The sequence below is a fragment of the Chloroflexota bacterium genome (assembly GCA_018829775.1).
Lineage (GTDB): Bacteria > Chloroflexota > Dehalococcoidia > Dehalococcoidales > RBG-16-60-22 > E44-bin89.
In genome coordinates, this window is the sequence record JAHJTL010000055.1 from 1 (window position 1) to 18,562 (window position 18,562).

Below are 18,562 nucleotides of genomic sequence, written 5' to 3' on the forward strand. Positions count from 1 at the left end.
AGCTTATCCAGACCCCGGATGTTTTCCCGGGTTTGCTTCAGCATTTCCTCCCGCTTCCGTGCCCTTTCCGCAACTAGCTTTGCTATCGCTGCCTCCCTCTCTTCGGCTTTTACCTCCTCAAGGCCCATCTCTTGAATCGCTTTCTCTCCCTCCGGCGTTCCCGCCACCAGCAGGACACCAGTATCAAGTTTGGCGCAGAGCAGACCGATGGTGAGGTCAGCGCCCATGGGGGCCGGATATTCGCAGACCTGGCAGGCCTGGCGGAGGAGAGGGTCCTCTTTTCCCTCTCGAATTCGGTCCAGGAAATCCTCGGTCGGTGATGAGCTTTCCTGGACTGATTTCCCGTAGTCATCAATAGAGTAAGTCCCAAAACAATCAATGCCGATAAGGAGTAAATTTTCCAGCGAGGCCTGCTTGAGTTTCACCAGTTCGACGAGCGCCCTGAGTTCACAGGAGCGCAGCACAACGCCCAGCCGCTCCGGACTTGAAGATATCATGGTGATCCTGGAGACGAGGCGAGAGGAACTCACCGGCATCACTGGCGCCAGTGGATTGGCCCTTTGCAGTTGCTCCGGGCTGCTCACGATGGTCGGCACCACGTTGTCGCCGGTAGGCAGTTCCAAGGGTACCAGCAGCGCATCGACCAGTTTCTTTTCCAGGAGACCGGCCAGGAACTGGCGAATCGCCCCGAGTACGTCTTGGTTTTCAACAGGCAAAATTGCGTACCGCTCCATCTCCATTTCCTAAATGGACCAGTCCTTTCCCATTGGATTTGGCCCCAATTTCCTGGTTGACTCGGTGACTTCATTCATGGTGCGGGCAAACTTGGCGCCCTCGGCAGCGCTTATCCATTTTATCCAGACCCTATCGTCCTCAAGGCCGAGGGTACTCAGTACGGTCTTCAATATGGCCATTCTCCTTCTGGCCTTGAGATTTCCGGAGACGTAGTGGCAGTCGCCGGGAGGACATCCCCCCACCATCACGCCATCGGCCCCGCCGAGCAGTGCCCGCAAAACGTAAACCGGGTCCACCGACCCGCTGCACATGGTTCGGATGGGGCGGATATTGGCCGGGTACTGCATGCGGAGCGTGCCGGCGAGGTCGGCAGCGGTAGCCGTACACCAGTTGCAGAAGAAGCCCACGATTACCGGTTCAAACTCTCTTTCCTCGGCCACTTCATTACCTCCTTATTATCAAAGCGCGGCATCAATCAGTGAAAATACCTGCCTGTCCCTGAAGCCTCTTATTTTAGCGGCGCCACTGGGGCAGGCCACCACGCAGGCCCCGCAGCCCTGACACAAAGCCTCCCGTACCACAATCTCATTGCTTTCCTCATCTCTGGCTCTGGCATCGTAGGGGCAGACGGTGATGCACATCTCGCATTTGCGGCACAGCCTCTGAACAATCTCGGAGATTATTCTTCCGACTTTCAACTGCTTCGAAGTTAGCAGTGATATTGCTCTCCCGGCGGCGGCCCGTGCTTGGGCGATGGTCTCCTCGACGCTGCGCGGCGAGTGGGCCAGCCCGCAGACGTAGATGCCATCCTTCAGAAACTCCACCGGGCGGAATTTTTCCTCCGCCTCGTGGAAAAATCCGTCTTCATCCGTCTCCACCCCCAGGATATCGGCGAGCGCCCTGTTCTCATTGGGAACGACCCCCGTGCTCAGGACAACAAGGTCGGGTTCAAGCACCAGCTTGCCCCCCAACACCGGCTCCAAAAGCTCTACGGTCAACTTCCCGTTATCCTGTTTCACCTCTGGCCTGCTATCCGGCTCGTAGCGTATAAACTGCACGCCCTTTTCCCGCGCCAGAGTATAATATTCCTCTTTAAAGCCATAACTCATTATATCCCGGTGGAGAACGTTCACCTCGATGCCGGGATTGGCTTCCTTCAATTCTAACGCGTTCTTTATTGCCTGCGCGCAGCAGACGCGACTGCAATAGGGCCGGGCTTCGTCCCTGGAGCCAACGCATTGTATCATAACGACCGAGCTTAACCCACCCGGGCCGAGTTCTCCAGCAGACAGTCGCTTCTCCAGTTCCCGCTGCGTGATTACTTTTTTGTTTTGTCCATGCAGGTACTCTTGAGGGGAGTATTCCTCGCCACCGGTCGCCACAATGAGCGCACCAACCTCCAACGCATTGAAAGACCCGTCTTTCTCTTTAATGCTAATCCTGAAATTCCCGGCATAACCGCTCACCGCCGCCACCTCCGACTCCATATGCAGATGGATTTGAGAGCTGCCGCTCACCTGCTCTATGGTGTCCCTGAGCAACGGTCGCGTATCGCCGCTTTCCAGGGTAGAAAACACATCTTTAAGGTTTCCGCCCAGCTCCGGCGACCGCTCGACAAGGTGGACCTCGATTCCGTGCCGAGCGATGGCTAAAGCCGCCGTCATACCGGCAATGCCGCCACCGATGACCAGCGCGTGGGGTATCACCACGGTCGGTGGGATAGGCAGATATTCCAGTTGCCGGACGTCTTCCAGGGCCATGGCCAGCATGCTTTTCGTCTTTGCCAGTGCCGCGTCGGACTGGTCACGGTGCACCCAGACAACTTCTTCTCTGAGATTCACTACCTTGATTTTATCTGCATCAATTCCAGCCTCGACAGCCAATTTACCAAGCATGGATTCATTGACATACATGCCACACGCACCAAGTACCAGGCGGTTGACCTTGTGCTCCTTCACTCGCTTTTTTATTACTCCCAGCGAATCGCCCAGGCAGAGATATGACATCTGTTCGACGTGAACAACGCCCGGTAATTTACTGATATGATTTACTACCTGCTCAAGGTCAAGGGCAGATTCAATCTCACCGCCACAGCCGCACAGGAAAACGGCGATTTGCGGCTCTTCCTCTCCGGCTGGTTTCTCCGCCGGCTCTTTTTCCTTCAGGCGGGCTGGGGGTGAATTGAGCCATTTTGTCGCCTCGTCGGCGGCGGCACCGGCTTCGACCATGGTATCAACGATATCCTTGGGACTGGCCGCACTGCCACAAACATATATCCCCTCCCGCGACGTCTCTACCAAAGAGAACGGTCGCGTCTGGCAGAAGCCCCACCGGTTCGTTTCCAAGCCAAGAACCTGACAGAGCTCATGGAATTTCGGGGCTGGTGTCTGCCCCACGGAAAGCACGGCCATTTCAAATTCACGTTTGACTATTGAGCCATCATCTGAAGTCACGGTCAGCATCAGGTTATGGGTCTGCGGGTCTTCTTTCACCACCGGGACACGACAGCGGGTGAAGTTCACGCCGAGTTCATCCCTGGCCCGCTCATAGTAGCGATGGTAACCCTTGCCGAATGCCCTCAGGTCCATGAAGAAGATATGGACATCCGCCTGCGGACAGGTCTGCTTGATGAGCGTGGCCTCCTTAATGGCAAACATACAGCACGCCGAGGAACAGTAATCTCTCTGGCGGTCCCGCGAGCCGATGCACTGCAAGAAGGCAATAGACGCTGGCGTTTTGCTATCCGAAGGACGAAGCAGTTTACCCTCAAAAGGTCCGCCCGGGCTGAGTATCCGCTCCAGCTCAATGCTGGTTATCACGTTGGGATAGCGCCGGTAGCCATACTGCGTGGCGAGGCGTGGGTCGAATTCCTCGAAGCCGGTCGATAGAATAATGGCACCCACCTGGAGCTGCCTGATGCTTTCTTCTTCTACAAGCTGAATGGCCTTGGTCGGGCACCTGTTCACACACTCTCCGCACCGGGTGCACCTCGCCCAGTCTATGGCATACAGTCGAGGATTGGCGTAGGGGTTCGGCACATCGATGGCCTTCTTTCGGCTCAAGCCTTCGTCGAACTGATTTTCCACCTCGACCGGGCATACCTCGGCGCAGAGGCCACAGCCAATGCATAATTCGGAATCCACGCCGGTACTCTTTGTGCTTAACGTTGCCTTGAGATCACCTGCCTTGCCTTGCAGTTCGGTTATTTCCGTGTTGTATAACAGCTCGATATTGGGATGAAGCAGTCCGCGTCGCAGGCAAGATTGGGAGAATAAGTCTCTATTAAGAGTCGGGAGCATCTGGCACAGGCTGCAGTGGTTGTCCGGGAACCATGTGTCCATCTGGATGAGGGCACCCCCGATGCCCGGCTTCCGTTCGCAGAGATAGACGGTGTATCCCGCCTCTGCCAAATCCAGGGAGGATTTTATTCCCGCCACCCCGGCACCTATTACCAAAACTGCTTTTGACTTGGCCATTTTACCAGCTCATACATAATCCGCCGTGGCGATATCGATTATCTCGAAGAACTGCCGTGCAGTCCAGTTCCTGTGGCATATTGCTTTGGAGGGACAGGTGACCGAACAGGCGCCACAGCCATCACATACCGCTTCATTGACCCTGGCCACCCTTTTCACCGGGTCAAGTTCGATTGCCTGATAAGAACAGATGGCGACACACTGTCCACAACCACTGCATACTTCTGTGTCAACGACGGCAACCGTAGGCTCGTGGAGAAGTTCTTTGCGGGAGAAGAGGGAGAGGATTTTGCTCGCCGCACCGCTCGCCGAGGCGACGGTATCGGGCAGGTCCCTCGGCCACTGCGCCGTCCCCGCCAGGTAAATGCCGGAGGTGAGGGTCTCTACCGGCCTGAGCTTGATATGCGCTTCGGTGATAAAGCCATGCTGGTCGGTGATGATGTTCAGTTTTCTCGCCAGCTCCCTGACCCCAGGGCTGGGTACCATGGCGGTGGCCAGAACCACCAGGTCGGCGGCAACCTCAATGCTCTTTCCGGTCAGAGTATCCGCGCCCCAGACCTTGAGCTTATCACCGTCCCGGAATATCTTGGATGCTTTGCCCCTCAGATACAAGACCCTTTCCTCATCCACCACTTTCTTTACATATTCCTCGTAGCCCTTGGCATCGGAGCGAATGTCCATATAAAAAACATATACCTGCCCATCTGAAACGGACTGCTTGTAAAGCTGCGCCTGCTTCGCCACGTACATGCAGCATACCCGGGAGCAGTAGGACACACCGTGTTCCGGGTCGCGCGACCCGGCGCATTGAATGAAAACCACCTGCTCGGGTATCTTCCCATCGGACGGCCTTCGAACCTCCCCCGACGTTGGCCCGGAAGGTGAAAGCAGCCTTTCGAACTGCAGCCCATCGATAACATCCGGGTCCGGGGCATATTCCGCAATGGCACCGCACGGGACAAGCTCATATCCCGTAGCCACGATGATGGCCCCGACCTCTTCCTCGGCTATTATATCCTCCTGCCCGAAATCGATGGCATCACCGGGGCAGATATCTTTACAGGCATGGCACTTATCACCGTCGAAATGCAGACAGGCCTGCCGGTCAATCACCGGTCGCGGCGGCAGTGCCTCCGGGAAAGGCACGTAGATGGCACCTCGCGGCGAGAGCCCGCGGTCGAACTCGGAAGGAACAGCGACGGGACAGCTACCCAGGCAGAGTCCGCAGCAGTTGCATTTTGCTTCATCGACACAGGACGCCTTGCTTCTGATATTCACCTTGAAATTGCCGACGTATCCAGAGACGTCCTCCACTTCTGAATAAGCGTAAAGCCTGATATTGGGATGCGAAGCCACCTTTGACATCATCGGTGAAACCAGACCGGGTATGCGGTCACCGGTCAGGAACGTCCCTGACAGCTGCGTGGTATGTCCGCCGATGCTGGGGCTTCTTTCCACCAGTACTACCTCGTAGCCGCTATCGGCAATGTCCAGCGCGGATTGCATCCCCGCCACCCCGGCCCCGACAACCATCACCCTTTTGGTCAGCGGCACCACCAGCGGGGTAAGAGAGATATTGCGACGCAGTTTTTCGATGACCGATTTAATGATTGATACCGCTTTTCTGGTAGCCGTCTCTTTATCGGCAGCATGGGGCCAGCTGCACTGCTCCCGTATATTGGCAATCTCACATAAGTAGGGATTAAGGCCTTCAGACTCAGCCAGCTTGCGAAACGTCGTCTGGTGCAGGGAGGGCGAGCAATTGCTCATGACAATGCCGTTCAGGTCCTTCTCTCTGATTGCCTTGCGCACCAGCTCCTGACCCGGGTCGGAGCACATGTAGATGTAGTGCTCGGCGTGGGCCACACCGGGATAGTCCTTAATCTGCTCGACAACGCGTTCAACGTCCACCGTGCCGGCGATATTCAACCCGCAGTGGCAGACAAAGACGCCGATTCTCTTCTCTTTCATCGCTGTTCCACTTTTTCCAGCGCTGATTCCTTATGCGAGAAAAGGACAAGTACCTTACTGGCGGCACCGCTCCCCTGGGCCACTGAATCGGGAATGTCTTTAGGTCCCTGGGCTGTTCCGGCAACGTAAATGCCCGGTACCGAAGTCTCCAGTGGACGCAGTTTGGCGTGCACTTCGGTTATAAACCCGTGTTCATCCGTGTTTATGCCAAGTGCCTGCGCCAGTTCTTCACTGGTCGGGTCAATTATCATAGCCATGCCCAGCACTACCAGGTCGCAGGACAGTTCGATTTTCTTCCCGGTCAGGGTATCGGCCCCCCAGACCCTGAGCTTTTTCCCGTCCCGGAAAACCTTGGATACTCTTCCCCTCAGGTACAATACGCCGTCCTCTTCCACGGCCCTCTGCACAAACTCCTCGTAGCCTTTCCCCGTGCTCCGGGTGTCCATATAGAAGATGTATGCCTGGCCGTCGGGGACAGCGTGCTTGTAGAGCATGGCCTGTTTCGCCAGATACATGCAGCACACCCGGGAACAATAAGGCACACCGTGCTCGGGGTCGCGGGAGCCCACACAGGAGATGAATACCACCTCTTTAGGTGCTTTCGCGTCGGACGGCCGCAATACCACCCCGGCAGTAGGACCTCCCGGGCAGAGTATCCTTTCAAACTGAATCCCATCCAGAATGTCCGGGTCCGATTCAAACTCAGTGATTGCCTTTGTGGGAGTGAGTTCAAACCCGGTGGCCACGACAATGGCGCCGACATCATATTCCTCATAACGGTCAACCATCTCGTGATTGATGGCTTTTCTTTCACAGGCTGCCTCACAGGAGAGGCATTCGCAACAGCCAGCGCAGTTCAGACAGCGTTTGGCTTCCGCAATGGCCACCTTTTCGTCGAAGCCAAGCTCAACCTCGGCAAAGGAACCTGCTCTCTGTTTCAGGTCCAGCATCGGCATAGCTGCCCTCGACCCCGGCAATATTCCTTCCTTTGAGACTTCCTCGACTCTGTGCGGCTGCTCTGGTCTTCCCTGGCGCAGATTCGTACCACTTAAATATCGGTCGATGCTTTCCGCGGCTTCATTGCCGGCCGCAACGGCTCCAATGACATCGGCCGGACCGGAGACCACATCACCGCCGGCGAAGACGCCGGCAAGATTTGTTTCAAATGTGACCGGGTCTGTTGAGAGGGTCTCCCGCTCAGTGTAAGCCAGCTTCTCGGGTAATCCAGCCTTGTCTACCGTCTGTCCGATGGCGATAATGGCATTATCAACATCCATGATAAACTCTGAGCCCTTGAGTGGTATCGGCCGCCTCCGACCGCTGGCATCAGGCTCACCAAGCTCCATACGGATGCACTCGATACCGGTTAATTTATCCCCCTGGCTCAGAACCTTTACCGGCGCGGCCAGGATGTGAAGTTTTATGCCTTCCTTTTCCGCCTCATCAACCTCACCGGCAACCGCCGGCATCTCGTCCCGCGAACGACGATACAGAATACTGACCTCTTCAACGCCGAGACGCCGGGCAACTCTGGCGGCATCCACCGCCGCATTGCCCCCGCCGATAACTGCCACCCGACTGCCCAAACTGATTTTATCCCCCGAACTTACTCTCTTTAAAAAATCAAGGGCATGAATGACACCCGATGTGTCTTCGCCAGGAATGCCCATCTTCTGGCTTATCCCGGCGCCCGTACCCAGGAAAACCGCCCTGTATCCCCCGGCGAAGAGCTTGCTCAGGTCCCCCACCGGACTATTCGTCTTGATTTCCACGCCGAGTTCCCTGATATAATCGATCTCGTTATCCAGTATATTATTCGGTAACCGGTATTCTGGAATTCCATAGCGCAGCAGGCCGCCGGCCATAGGCATGGCTTCGAATACGGTCACCGGATATCCTCTCCTGACCAGATCATAGGCGCAGGCCAGGCCCGCCGGCCCGGAGCCAACGATAGCTACTTTCTCCTGCTTCGTCCTCTCAACCGGAATCGCCTTCTCCCTGCCTTCCTTCAGCTCGTAATCGGCAATGAATCGCTTCAGGGCACGAATGGCCATGGGTTGTTCCACGGTCTTGCGTTCGCAATCTGTTTCACAGGGGTGAGTGCAGACCCGCCCGATTACCCCGGCGAAGGGCATGGTCCGACGCACCACCTCCAGGGCTTCTCTGTACTTTCCCTGGGAGATAAGGGCGATGTAGCCCTGAGCGTTAACGCCCGCCGGGCAGGCGATTCGACACGGTGAGATTCCTCTCTTTTCCACGGTAAAGACAGCGGGCACTGCCTGACCGAAGGGCTTGTAGATCGCTTTCTGTGCAACTACTCCGCGCTCATATTCGCTGTATACTTCTACCGGGCATACGGGAGAACAATCCCCGCATCCGGTGCACTTATCCCGGTCCACATAGGAAGCCTTTCTTCTAACGCGGACGGAGAAATTCCCTACCTGACCGGAAACCTTCTCTACCTCCGAATAGGTCAGGAGTCTGATATTGGGGTGCTGGCCGACCTCCACCATCTTGGGCGTCAGGATGCACTGCGGGCAGTCCAGCGTGGGAAAGACCTCGGAGTACTGGATCATATGCCCGCCGATGCTGGGGGTTCTTTCCACCAGAATAACTTCATATCCGGCATCGGCGATGTCCAGGGCCGCCTGAATACCGGCCACCCCACCGCCAATAATCAACGCCCTTCTGGTAACAGAATCGCCTAACCTTCCCATTGCTTTTCCATACCGTAATTAAGAGACCAGCTTCTTGCTCTTGAGGAGAGAAAGCGAGTCAGCATAGTCCAGTTCAAAATGGCAAACCTCCGGGTCAATTCCCAGCGAAATGGCCAGAAGCTGACTGAAATAGAAAATCGGCATGCCCTGAAAATCGCTGTATTTCTGCATTAATTCAGACTGTCTCTGGCTGAGGTTGAAATGACAGAGGGGACAGGTGAGGACCATGGCCTCGGCGTCCCGCCTCAGTGCCGAGCTCAATATCTCCCAGGCGCGCTGGGTAATGGAGTCGGGATTCCCCACGATTTGAAATGCGCCGCAGCATTCGGTGGCGTAAGGGAAATCAACCGCCTCGGCACCTATGGCTTCCATCAGTCGGTGCAAAATGGTTGGCCTCTCCACCTGGTCTATAGCCACCTCCTGAGGCCGCAGCAGGGTACAGCCGTAGTATGGTGCCACCTTCAGGCCCTGCAGCGGAACCTTGACTTTGGCAGCGATGTTCTCCCAGCCGACCTCATCCCGCAGCACTTCGAGGAGATGGACGACCTCCACCTCCCCATTGTAGTCAACCTCCTCTTCCATGAAGTCGTTAAGGGTCTTCCTTTTTTCGCCGTCATTCCGCATCAGCAGGTTCGCCCGCTTCAGCGTATGGTAGCAAAAAGAGCACAGCGTACCCACTCTGTCACCGCCCTGCTCTTTGACGCGAATCAAGTTTCTCACCGGCGCCAGGTGATGAGCCAGGTCGTCTTCAGCCAGCGAATAGACGGTGCCGCAGCAATTCCAGCGCTCGATTTCAGCCAGCCTGATGCCCAGGGCATCCATGGCGGCAACGGCGGAATCCTCGAGGCCTTTTGCCCTGGTCTTCAACGTACACCCTGGATAGTAACTCAGTTCCATAACATCCCTCAGGCAGTATGCTTTCGGAAGCCGCTGACCAGCGCTATCTGGGGAAGCTCGCCGACGGTTTCTTTCGGAATGCTTGATGCGCTCACGTAGTCGATATTTTTCCTCAAGGTGATAAGCCTTATCGCCTCCATCACCCTGCCCAGGTCGACCCCGCGCGGACAGCGAACAGTACAGGTAAGGCAGGAAGCGCAGAGCCAGACGGTCTTTGATGCGGCGATATCCTCCTCAAGTCCGAGCTGTGCCAGTCGAATAATCTGATTGGGCAGCCAATCCATGGCGAAGCACATGGGACAGCCCGCCGAGCACTTTCCGCACTGGTTGCAGGAAAGAAGGTCCTGCCCGGAGATTTCGGTTACTTTCTTGACAAAGTCACTCTGGAGCGTCTTTGAGGAGATATGAATCTTCATTCCAATGCCTTAATCGAAATCCGGGCAGAGCCCGGAAATGCCTTTACGCTGAGTTTTAAAGCATACACTGGACTATTTCAATGGCAATTTGAGGTGATTCGTGGCCCTGGCGATTCATCCACCTGCCGGCAAATTTCTTTTCCAGCATATATTTTTATTCTAACAAATGCAATATAAAAAGCAAAATCGGATGGCCAAGCCAAATAGAAAAGAGGCAATTCTGACATTCCCCTACATCTTAAACTTGTGTGCCCACGGCCGATTAGATATAATAGTTTGGCAATCAGATGAACAGGGTTGAGATATATCAGGGGTGGTGTAAGAAGTGTGGCATCTGTATAGCTTTCTGCCCCCATAAAGTCCTTGAAGCTGATGATTCCGATTACCCCATCGTAAAGAACCCCGAGAAATGCACCGGATGCCTGCTCTGCGAGATGAGATGTCCCGATTTTGCCATCGTGGTGTACAAAGATGAAGAAACTCGCCAGGAAACAGGTTCTCCTGCAGGGAAATGAGGCCTGCGCTGAAGGCGCCCTGATGGCCGGCTGCCGCTTCTATGCCGGATACCCCATCACGCCGGCAACGGAGATTATGGAGATTATGGCCCGGAAGCTGCCCGAGGCCGGCGGCGTCTTCATTCAGATGGAAGACGAGATTGCCAGCCTGGGTGCAGCTATCGGTGCTTCGCTGGCCGGCAGTAAAAGTATGACGGCCACGAGCGGGCCTGGTTTCTCACTGATGCAGGAGCACATCGGCTTTGCCTGCATGGCTGAAGTCCCCTGCGTTATCGTCGATGTAATGCGGGGCGGTCCGAGCAGCGGCCTGCCCACGCAGCCATCCCAGAGCGATGTCATGCAGGCCCGCTGGGGCACCCACGGCGACCACCCCATCATCGCCCTTGCCCCTTCCTCCGTCTACGATTTTTTCGAGCTGACCGTGCAGGCTTTCAATCTTTCGGAACGATACCGCACCCCCGTCATCCTGCTCGTCGACGAGGTGGTGGCACACATGAGGGAAGGGGTTGTTTTGCCCACCAGGGATAATTTGGAAATCGAAGAGAGACCCCGCCCCACCGTGCCACCGGAATGGTATATTCCCTACGCCGACCCGGGCACCGGCGTGCCGACGATGCCGGCGTTTGGCGATGGTTACCGCTATCACGTTACCGGACTGTACCATGATGTGAGGGGCTATCCCACCGTTCGCACCGATGAAGTAGAACCGCTCATCCACCGGCTCTTCACCAAGATATCCAAGGACTTCGACCGTCTGCAGTGGTTCGACGCATATGAAACCGATGACGCCAGGGTAACGATAATCGCTTACGGCTGCGTGGCGCGTGCCGCGCTCCGGGCGGTGCAGCAGGCACGAGAAAAAGGTCTTAAAGTGGGTCTGGTCAATCTCAAAATCCTCTGGCCTTTCATGCGCCGCACCATAGTCGAAGTGCTGGAAAATTCGGCAAAAGTCCTGGTGCCTGAACTGAACATAGGGCAGATTTCCAGAGAGGTGAAGAGGGTCAATCAAAGCCGCTGTGAGGTGGCCACTTTGAACAAGGTCGATGGTACGCCCATCAAGCCCGCGGAAATCCTGCAAACGCTGGAGGAGATTTACCCATGAGGGAACCGACACACCTCGTCCATAAATATCTCCGCTCCAGCAAGCGGTTCCCGCACATCTGGTGTTCCGGCTGCGGCATTGGCATTTTCATGCAGGCCCTGATCCGGGTTATCGACCGGGAGGGGTACGGCAAAGACGACATCGTCCTCATATCCGGTATCGGCTGCTCCGGTCGCCTCCCCGTATATGTTGACTTCAACACGTTGCACACCACACATGGGAGGGCGCTCACCTTCGCCACCGGAATAAAGCTGGCCAATCCCCGACTCAAGGTGATAACGGTAATGGGTGACGGCGATGCCGTTGCCATCGGGGGGAACCACTTCATTCATGCTGCCCGGCGCAACGTTGAGATAACCAGCTTTATCCTCAACAACAACGTCTACGGTATGACGGGGGGCCAGACTTCCCCGACTACGCCCTACGGAGCTATAACCACGTCATCGCCATACGGTAACCTCGAGCCTGATTTTGATATCTGCCGGCTGGCCGAGGCCGCCGGGGCGGTATTCGTGGCCCGTTCCACTGTTTACCACACGCGCCTCCTAGAGCGACTCATTGGCCAGGCGTTGCAAAAGAAGGGGTTCGCCATGGTGGAAGTGGTATCGCACTGTGTTATACATGCCGGCCATTTCCTGAAGCTCAAATCGCCGGTGGAAATGATGAAATGGCAGAAGGACAATTCCGTTACGGTTGAAAAAGCGAAACAGTTGAGCGACGCTGAACTGGAAGGCAAGCTGGTCATCGGCGTCCTGGCAGATAGAGAAAGGCCAAACTACCATGAGCAATACCACCGTCTCCACGGCGAAAAATCCAAGGCTTGAAATCCGGATAGCCGGCGCTGGAGGTCAGGGTATCATTCTGGCCGGTATAATGCTGGCCGAGGCGGGGATTATCCAGGACCTTTACGTGGCGCAGAGCCAGAGCTACGGCCCGGAAACAAGGGGCGGTAACTCCATCTCCGAGGTCATTCTGAGCAATACGGTGATTGATTTTCCCCAGTCTACGGAGCTGGACGTGCTCATCGCCCTCACTCAGGTAGCCTGTGACAAGAACCTGCCGGATATGAAAGATGCTGGGCTGGTCATCGTTGATTCCGACGCAGTGCGGCGAGTTCTCTGGGAGAAAATCATCTCAATTCCTTTCGGGGAAATAGCCCGCAAGGTCGGTGAGGAACGCGCTATCAATGTGGCCGCTCTCGGCTCGCTGGTACCTTTCTGTCCGCTCATCAACCGCCGTGTTTTGACCAGGGCTATCGCCAGTCGACTGCCATCGGCAAAACTGGAGGCGAACCTGCAGGCGTTCGACAAAGCGCTGCAATTTGCCAGCAGACTGAAAGACCGTCTGAAGTATGCCGGGGCAACGGAAGAATTCGAAATTTAGTGCTTGCATCGTCACTAATGCCGCTTAAAACAGAACGATGAAACTTTTTGAGTTCGAAGCCAAGGATATCCTGAAAAGATATGGCATCCTGACTCCGGTGGGAAAAGTGGTCAGCAGCCCCGCTGAAGCCGAATCGACCGCCGCAGAAATCGGTGGGCCGGTGGCCTTGAAATCACAGGTGCTGGTCTCAGGCAGGGGTAAGTCGGGCGGAATCTTATTTGCCAGCGACGCTCAAGAGACAAGGGAAATCGCGGCAAAACTCTTCGGTAGCGACATCAAAGGCTCTACAGTAGCAAATATATTGATTGAACAGAAAATCGACATAGTTGATGAGTTTTACGCCTCGGTAACGATAGACAGACAGGCTAAAAAATATGTCGCCATGGCGTCCACCAGCGGTGGCATTGACATCGAGGAAATCGCCCGAGAATCGCCGGAGAAAATAGCACGTCATCATGTCGACCCCATCAAAGGTCTCGATGAACATATGGCTCGAAAAATGCTGGCCCCGTTTACAGCTTTGTCCGCATCTGACGCAATTACGATAAGCGAGATTATCCATAAACTTTACCGCATCGCCATGGACTACGATGCCGAGCTGATTGAAATCAATCCCCTGGCCAAGACAGCGTCTGAAGAGCTGGTGGCCTGCGATGCCCGCATAATCATCGATGATAACGCCCTTTTCCGGCACCCTGAGTTTGAAGGTACGGAAATCGCCAGAATAGAGGCCAGCCCGGCCGAGATCGAGGCGAGAAAGCAGGGGCTGGCCTATGTTGACCTCGATGGTGATATCGGCATTATCGGCAATGGCGCTGGTCTGATGATGGCCACGCTGGACGTGGTGCACCTCTTCGGTGGCAAGCCGGCCAACTTTCTGGACATCGGTGGTGGGGCCGGGGCAGAAACCATCAGGAAAGCTCTCACCATCATCATGTCGAAGCCGAAGGTAAAGGCGGTCTTAATCAATATCCTGGGTGGAGTTACACGCTGCGACCTCGTGGCGCAGGGTATCATTGAAGCACTCGATGCCTCGTCGGTTAAGAAACCGATTGTGGTGCGGATGATGGGCACGAAAGAGGAGGAAGGCATCCACATATTGAAAGGGGCGGGAATCAACAGCTACTCCAATATGGAGGACGCAATCGAAGAGGTGGTGGGAATATAGTCAGGATATGAGCATCATCGTCGGTAAAGACACCAGGGCTATCGTGCAGGGCATCACCGGGAACGTGGGCCGCTTCCACACCGAAGCGATGCTCGGCTATGGGACAAAAATCGTTGCCGGCGTTACCCCGGGCAAGGGGGGACAGGAAGTCTCTGGCGTGCCTGTTTACGACACGGTTGCCGAGGCCATCAACAAACATGACGCCAACGCCACCGTTATATATGTTCCTCCTCGTTTTGCCTCGGCTGCCATAATTGAAGCCATTGACGCCGGATTGAAAACGCTGGTGGTGATTACCGACCTGATACCGCAGAAAGATTCCATCGAGTTTGTTGCCAGAGCGAATGATAACGGTGTTACCATAGTTGGCCCGAATTGTCCGGGCATCATCAATCCCGGCAACCGGGTACACATGGGCGTGATGCCGAGCCACGTTTTTCGACCCGGCAGCATCGGCATGATTTCGAGAAGCGGAACGCTCACCTATGAGATTGCCTGGCTTATCAGCAACGCCGGCCTCGGGCAGAGCACCTGCGTTGGCATCGGTGGCGACCCAATTATCGGTCTGGATTTTATCAGGGTACTGGAAATGATGAAAAAAGATGAGGAGACCGAGGCCGTGGTGCTCATCGGCGAGATAGGTGGCAATCTGGAGGAAAAGGCCGCCGAATACATCGGCAAAAGTGAATATGCCAAGCCGGTTGTCGCCTACATCGCCGGAAGGACTGCGCCTCCGGAAAAGCGCATGGGCCATGCCGGGGCCATCATCAGCGGTACCATGGGAACAGCCAAGTCCAAAATCGATGCCTTTAACGCTCACGGGATTCCGGTAGCGGAAAAGCCGAGTGATATACCGCGACTGCTGCTGGAAAGGCGGTCATGATATGCCCGCTGAATTACAGCACGATATCTGTCCCGATGACCGGGAAGTTCTTACAGGCGATTCATTCCAGATAAATATAAAAGGAAAGTAACCTGATTGACGACCAAGGAAATGGAGCCTCATCTTTTCCTTATTTTCGGCGCGCTGGGTGACCTGGCACGTCGCAAGCTGCTCCCCGCCCTCTTCCACCTCTCCACCAAAGGCGAGCTGGGGGATGGCTACTTTATTGTCGGCATCGATGTTGATGAAAACCTCGATGATAAGGGCTTCCGCTCCCGGGCACGCCAGATGCTGGCCGACGCCGGACTGCTTCTTAATGATAAGGCATCCCAATGGTGTGACCAGCGCCTTCACTACCACTGCATCGGCCAGGGGAGCCGGACAGATTACGGGAAACTGGCCGGAAAGCTCGATGCCCTGGAAAGAGAATGCGGACTGCCGGGAAATCGGGTGCTCTACCTGGCTCTCCCCTCTGACATCGTGCCGAACGCAGTGGCCGGTCTCGGAGAGGCGGGACTGAACCAGAGCTCAGGCTGGACCAGGCTCGTCCTGGAGAAACCATTCGGATGGGACCTGGCCTCCGCACAGGAACTCAATGGTGAAGTGCACCGCTACTTTGATGAATCGCAGATCTACCGCACCGACCACTTTCTGGGCAAGGAGACGGTACAGAACCTGCTGGTATTCCGTTTTGCCAATACCTTCTTTGAGCATCTGTGGAACCGCGACCACATTGAGAGCATCCAGATAACGGTGGCGGAAAGCCTGGGAATCGAAAAACGGGCCGCTTACTATGAACGCGCCGGTGCCCTGCGCGATATGGTCCAGAACCACCTGACCCAGCTCCTGGCACTCGTGGCCATGGAGGCGCCGTCGGCTTTCGAGGCCGGCGCCATACGCAACGAAAAAATCAAGGTGCTTCATCGGATTGCCCCCATCAACCCGGCAGATGTGGTCCTGGGGCAGTATGTCGGCGGGAAAATCGACGGACAGGGTATGGTCGGTTACCGGGAGGAACCGGGTGTTTCTCCGAACTCCAGCACGGAAACCTTTGCGGCACTGAAAATTGACATTCCCAACCGGCGCTGGAAAGGAGTGCCGTTTTACCTCCGCACCGGCAAACGCATGGCGCTTCGCTGCACGCAGATAGTGGTTACCTTTCACTGCGCCCCCGCCTCCATCTTCCACCCCTTTGAAGAAACATGCGGTGTCAGGCCGAACGTCCTTGTCATCACCCTTCAGCCCGACGAGGGGTTCGACCTCTATTTCCAGGTAAAGAACCCCGGCCAGCCCTTTACCATGACCACGCAGCCGCTCCACTTCCGCTACGCCGGGGCCTTCGGTGCCCTCCCCGACGCCTACAAAACCATTATCCTCGATGTTATTCTCGGTGACCAGACACTCTTTGTCTGCGACAACGAGGTGGAAACCGCCTGGCGTCTCTACGATGGCCTGCTCAAAGGTAATATCCCGGTTCACCCCTACCCGGCAGGCAGCTGGGGCCCAGCCGAAATGAACCGGCTTTTCGACGGCTGGATGAACCGGGGAGCGTAGCCATTCCGAACTAAAACTCGCTCCAGTAATGTGATATAATTTAATAGTGGGGAGATGGCGGTTAAAACGGTAGCGACCAATCGCAAGGCGTATCACAACTACCACATCGGGGAGAGCATGGAGGCGGGAATTGCTCTTACCGGTACGGAGATAAAATCGATTCGGGAAGGCAGGGTAAGCCTGGGAGACGCTTATGTCAGCCCCGAGAAGGGTGAACTGTGGCTGCTGAACGCGCATATCGCGCGCTATGAAGCCGGCAGCTATATGAGCCATGAAGCGAGACGGCCGCGCAAGTTACTCCTACACCGCAAACAGATTGAGGGCCTTGCCAGCCAGGTCGCCGAGAAGGGCCTTACCCTGGTACCGACGAAACTTTACCTGAAGGGCAGTCGGGCCAAGGTGGCCATCGCCCTGGCCAAAGGCAAAAAGCTGTACGATAAACGTGCGACCATCGCCCAGCGCGAGGTAGAGAGAGAAATCGGGCGGGCGGTGAAGAGACACAAACGGTAAAGGAGGTGGAGACAAGGTCGCCGTAGCCTGTGGGGACGCGTGGTTTCGACAGGGGACGTAGGCTACAGAGTTGCAGGCTGAGGTGCCACTGCCCTCACAAAACAAGTGGCAAAAAAACAAACGGCGAACCTGAAGTCGTTTACGCAGCTTAAAATATAGCTGCACATCCAACCCGACCTCTCCTCAACAGGTTGGGATTGGGTGACGAAAAGTTGAGGTGCCGCTGCCGGACGTCGATAAAGGCAGTGTAAGAAAAATCGACTGGTCTGGCTGAACTAGGCCAGCAGAGGTCAGCCGGATGAGAAAAAAGAGCTGGCTAAGCCTGTAGGATACTCTGGGTCGCTTCTTCTGGACGGGGAGTTCGACTCTCCCCCGTCTCCACCAGAAACAACGATGATCCCTGATAGGGTTCATTGATAATACGGATCTCAGATCCATCACGCGAAGCCGCCACCTGGAAGACAGGTCTAAATGGCGGCTTCGGCTTTACGGCGACGATGAGGTTAGACTTGGTATTGATGTAAACGGCATCCAGCATGCTGACTAGGAGCTTCCTCTGCTCTTCGAGATTAGCTAGGGACCATAGCCGCGGGAAGTCCTGGAGAAGCTTCCCGGCCTCTTCAGCGGCCTGGACTTCAGGGACGACCAGGCTTTCCAATTCCAGTTCCAGCATCCGCTTCTGGCGGGAATATTCGGCATCATCCAGCAGACCATCAATAAAGGTCTTCGCCATCCTCCGGAGCCGCTGTTGGATATCTTGCCGCTTCTTCGAAATCCTCTCGGCTTCATCCTTGATACTGATGATTGCCAGGACTTCATCGAGCCACCGGTCGCCGAGTTCGATGTTCTCAACCAGCTGGATTACCTGATTATCGGCTACATGGCAAGGGATAGAGCCGGAAGCCTCAGGACAAATACCGTAACCACGAGAGTTCTTATGTTCGCGGTAATACTGGTTTCCGTTACGGTAGGTCTGTGCCCACATCGGCATTCCGCAAAAGGCACACCGGACGAGTCCTTTCAGGAGATACTGGCGTTCCGGTCGAGGGGTGAGAGTCTCCGAACGACCGCTATTCTTTTTCGTTGTAATTTGAACTGTGTCGAAGATATCCTGGGTGACCAGAGGCTCATGGGTTCCCGGATACAGATTGTCCCTGTATTTGACCTGCCCGGTATAGAAAGGATTGTGAAGGATTCCCCTTACTGAAGCCGTCGTGAAGAGCCTGGGGCCAGCG

The 18,562-nt window shown here is 55.7% G+C and carries 15 protein-coding genes, 1 other RNA gene and 1 pseudogene; 9 read left to right on the forward strand and 8 right to left on the reverse strand.

All coding sequences use genetic code 11. From position 1 onward, the window contains the following. From KKD83_05495 to KKD83_05525, 7 genes are all read right to left on the reverse strand, one after another. Positions 1–734 (reverse strand): Coenzyme F420 hydrogenase/dehydrogenase, beta subunit C-terminal domain (locus KKD83_05495; protein ID MBU2535604.1); only part of this gene is annotated, 734 nt, incomplete at its 3' end. A gap of 9 nt (positions 735–743) precedes the next feature. Continuing rightward, on the reverse strand, positions 744–1,175 hold the full coding sequence (locus KKD83_05500; GenBank protein ID MBU2535605.1) for a hydrogenase iron-sulfur subunit: 432 nt from the start codon (positions 1,173–1,175) through the stop codon (positions 744–746). Between the two features lie 18 nt (positions 1,176–1,193). Then, entirely contained in the window at positions 1,194–4,211 is a 3,018-nt protein-coding gene (locus KKD83_05505) for an FAD-dependent oxidoreductase (protein ID MBU2535606.1), read from the reverse strand. Positions 4,212–4,220: 9 nt separating this feature from the next. Next, positions 4,221–6,182, reverse strand: a complete 1,962-nt coding sequence (locus KKD83_05510) for a CoB--CoM heterodisulfide reductase iron-sulfur subunit A family protein (GenBank protein MBU2535607.1) — start codon at positions 6,180–6,182, stop codon at positions 4,221–4,223. Next, positions 6,179–8,899 (reverse strand): FAD-dependent oxidoreductase, encoded by a 2,721-nt coding sequence (locus tag KKD83_05515; GenBank protein MBU2535608.1) that lies wholly within the window; start codon positions 8,897–8,899, stop codon positions 6,179–6,181. Before KKD83_05515 ends, KKD83_05510 begins: the two co-directional genes overlap by 4 nt. Before the next feature lie 18 nt (positions 8,900–8,917). Beyond that, positions 8,918–9,796 (reverse strand): CoB--CoM heterodisulfide reductase iron-sulfur subunit B family protein, encoded by an 879-nt coding sequence (locus KKD83_05520; protein MBU2535609.1) that lies wholly within the window; start codon positions 9,794–9,796, stop codon positions 8,918–8,920. A gap of 8 nt (positions 9,797–9,804) precedes the next feature. Next, a complete protein-coding gene (locus tag KKD83_05525; GenBank protein ID MBU2535610.1) occupies positions 9,805–10,212 on the reverse strand; it encodes a 4Fe-4S dicluster domain-containing protein in 408 nt (135 codons plus the stop codon). A gap of 287 nt (positions 10,213–10,499) precedes the next feature. Here KKD83_05525 and KKD83_05530 point away from each other — a divergent pair, with 287 nt between their 5' ends. The 9 genes from KKD83_05530 (at position 10,500) to ssrA (ending at position 17,711) form a co-directional block, all read left to right on the forward strand. Next, on the forward strand, positions 10,500–10,727 hold the full coding sequence (locus KKD83_05530; protein ID MBU2535611.1) for a 4Fe-4S binding protein: 228 nt from the start codon (positions 10,500–10,502) through the stop codon (positions 10,725–10,727). Further along, on the forward strand, positions 10,684–11,829 hold the full coding sequence (locus KKD83_05535) for a 2-oxoacid:acceptor oxidoreductase subunit alpha (GenBank protein MBU2535612.1): 1,146 nt from the start codon (positions 10,684–10,686) through the stop codon (positions 11,827–11,829). Before KKD83_05530 ends, KKD83_05535 begins: the two co-directional genes overlap by 44 nt. Further along, entirely contained in the window at positions 11,826–12,653 is an 828-nt protein-coding gene (locus tag KKD83_05540; GenBank protein MBU2535613.1) for a 2-oxoacid:ferredoxin oxidoreductase subunit beta, read from the forward strand. Before KKD83_05535 ends, KKD83_05540 begins: the two co-directional genes overlap by 4 nt. Further along, positions 12,610–13,212, forward strand: coding sequence for a 2-oxoacid:acceptor oxidoreductase family protein (locus KKD83_05545; GenBank protein MBU2535614.1), 603 nt, complete (start codon positions 12,610–12,612; stop codon positions 13,210–13,212). The genes KKD83_05540 and KKD83_05545 overlap by 44 nt, the downstream gene beginning before the upstream one ends. A 37-nt stretch (positions 13,213–13,249) precedes the next feature. Next, positions 13,250–14,380, forward strand: coding sequence for an ADP-forming succinate--CoA ligase subunit beta (gene sucC, locus KKD83_05550; protein ID MBU2535615.1), 1,131 nt, complete (start codon positions 13,250–13,252; stop codon positions 14,378–14,380). Positions 14,381–14,387: 7 nt separating this feature from the next. Then, complete coding sequence (gene sucD / locus KKD83_05555; protein ID MBU2535616.1) at positions 14,388–15,263, forward strand: succinate--CoA ligase subunit alpha; 876 nt, start codon at positions 14,388–14,390, stop codon at positions 15,261–15,263. Between the two features lie 111 nt (positions 15,264–15,374). Next, entirely contained in the window at positions 15,375–16,817 is a 1,443-nt protein-coding gene (gene zwf, locus KKD83_05560; protein MBU2535617.1) for a glucose-6-phosphate dehydrogenase, read from the forward strand. A gap of 54 nt (positions 16,818–16,871) precedes the next feature. Then, positions 16,872–17,327 carry an SsrA-binding protein SmpB gene (gene smpB, locus KKD83_05565; protein ID MBU2535618.1) on the forward strand — a complete coding sequence of 152 codons (456 nt, stop codon included), beginning with the start codon at positions 16,872–16,874 and terminating at the stop codon, positions 17,325–17,327. A gap of 31 nt (positions 17,328–17,358) precedes the next feature. Beyond that, positions 17,359–17,711, forward strand: a transfer-messenger RNA (tmRNA) gene (gene ssrA / locus KKD83_05570). Here the strand turns inward: ssrA and KKD83_05575 are convergent. Continuing rightward, positions 17,695–18,562: pseudogene (locus KKD83_05575) on the reverse strand (recombinase family protein). The gene ssrA and the pseudogene KKD83_05575 sit on opposite strands and share 17 nt — an antisense overlap.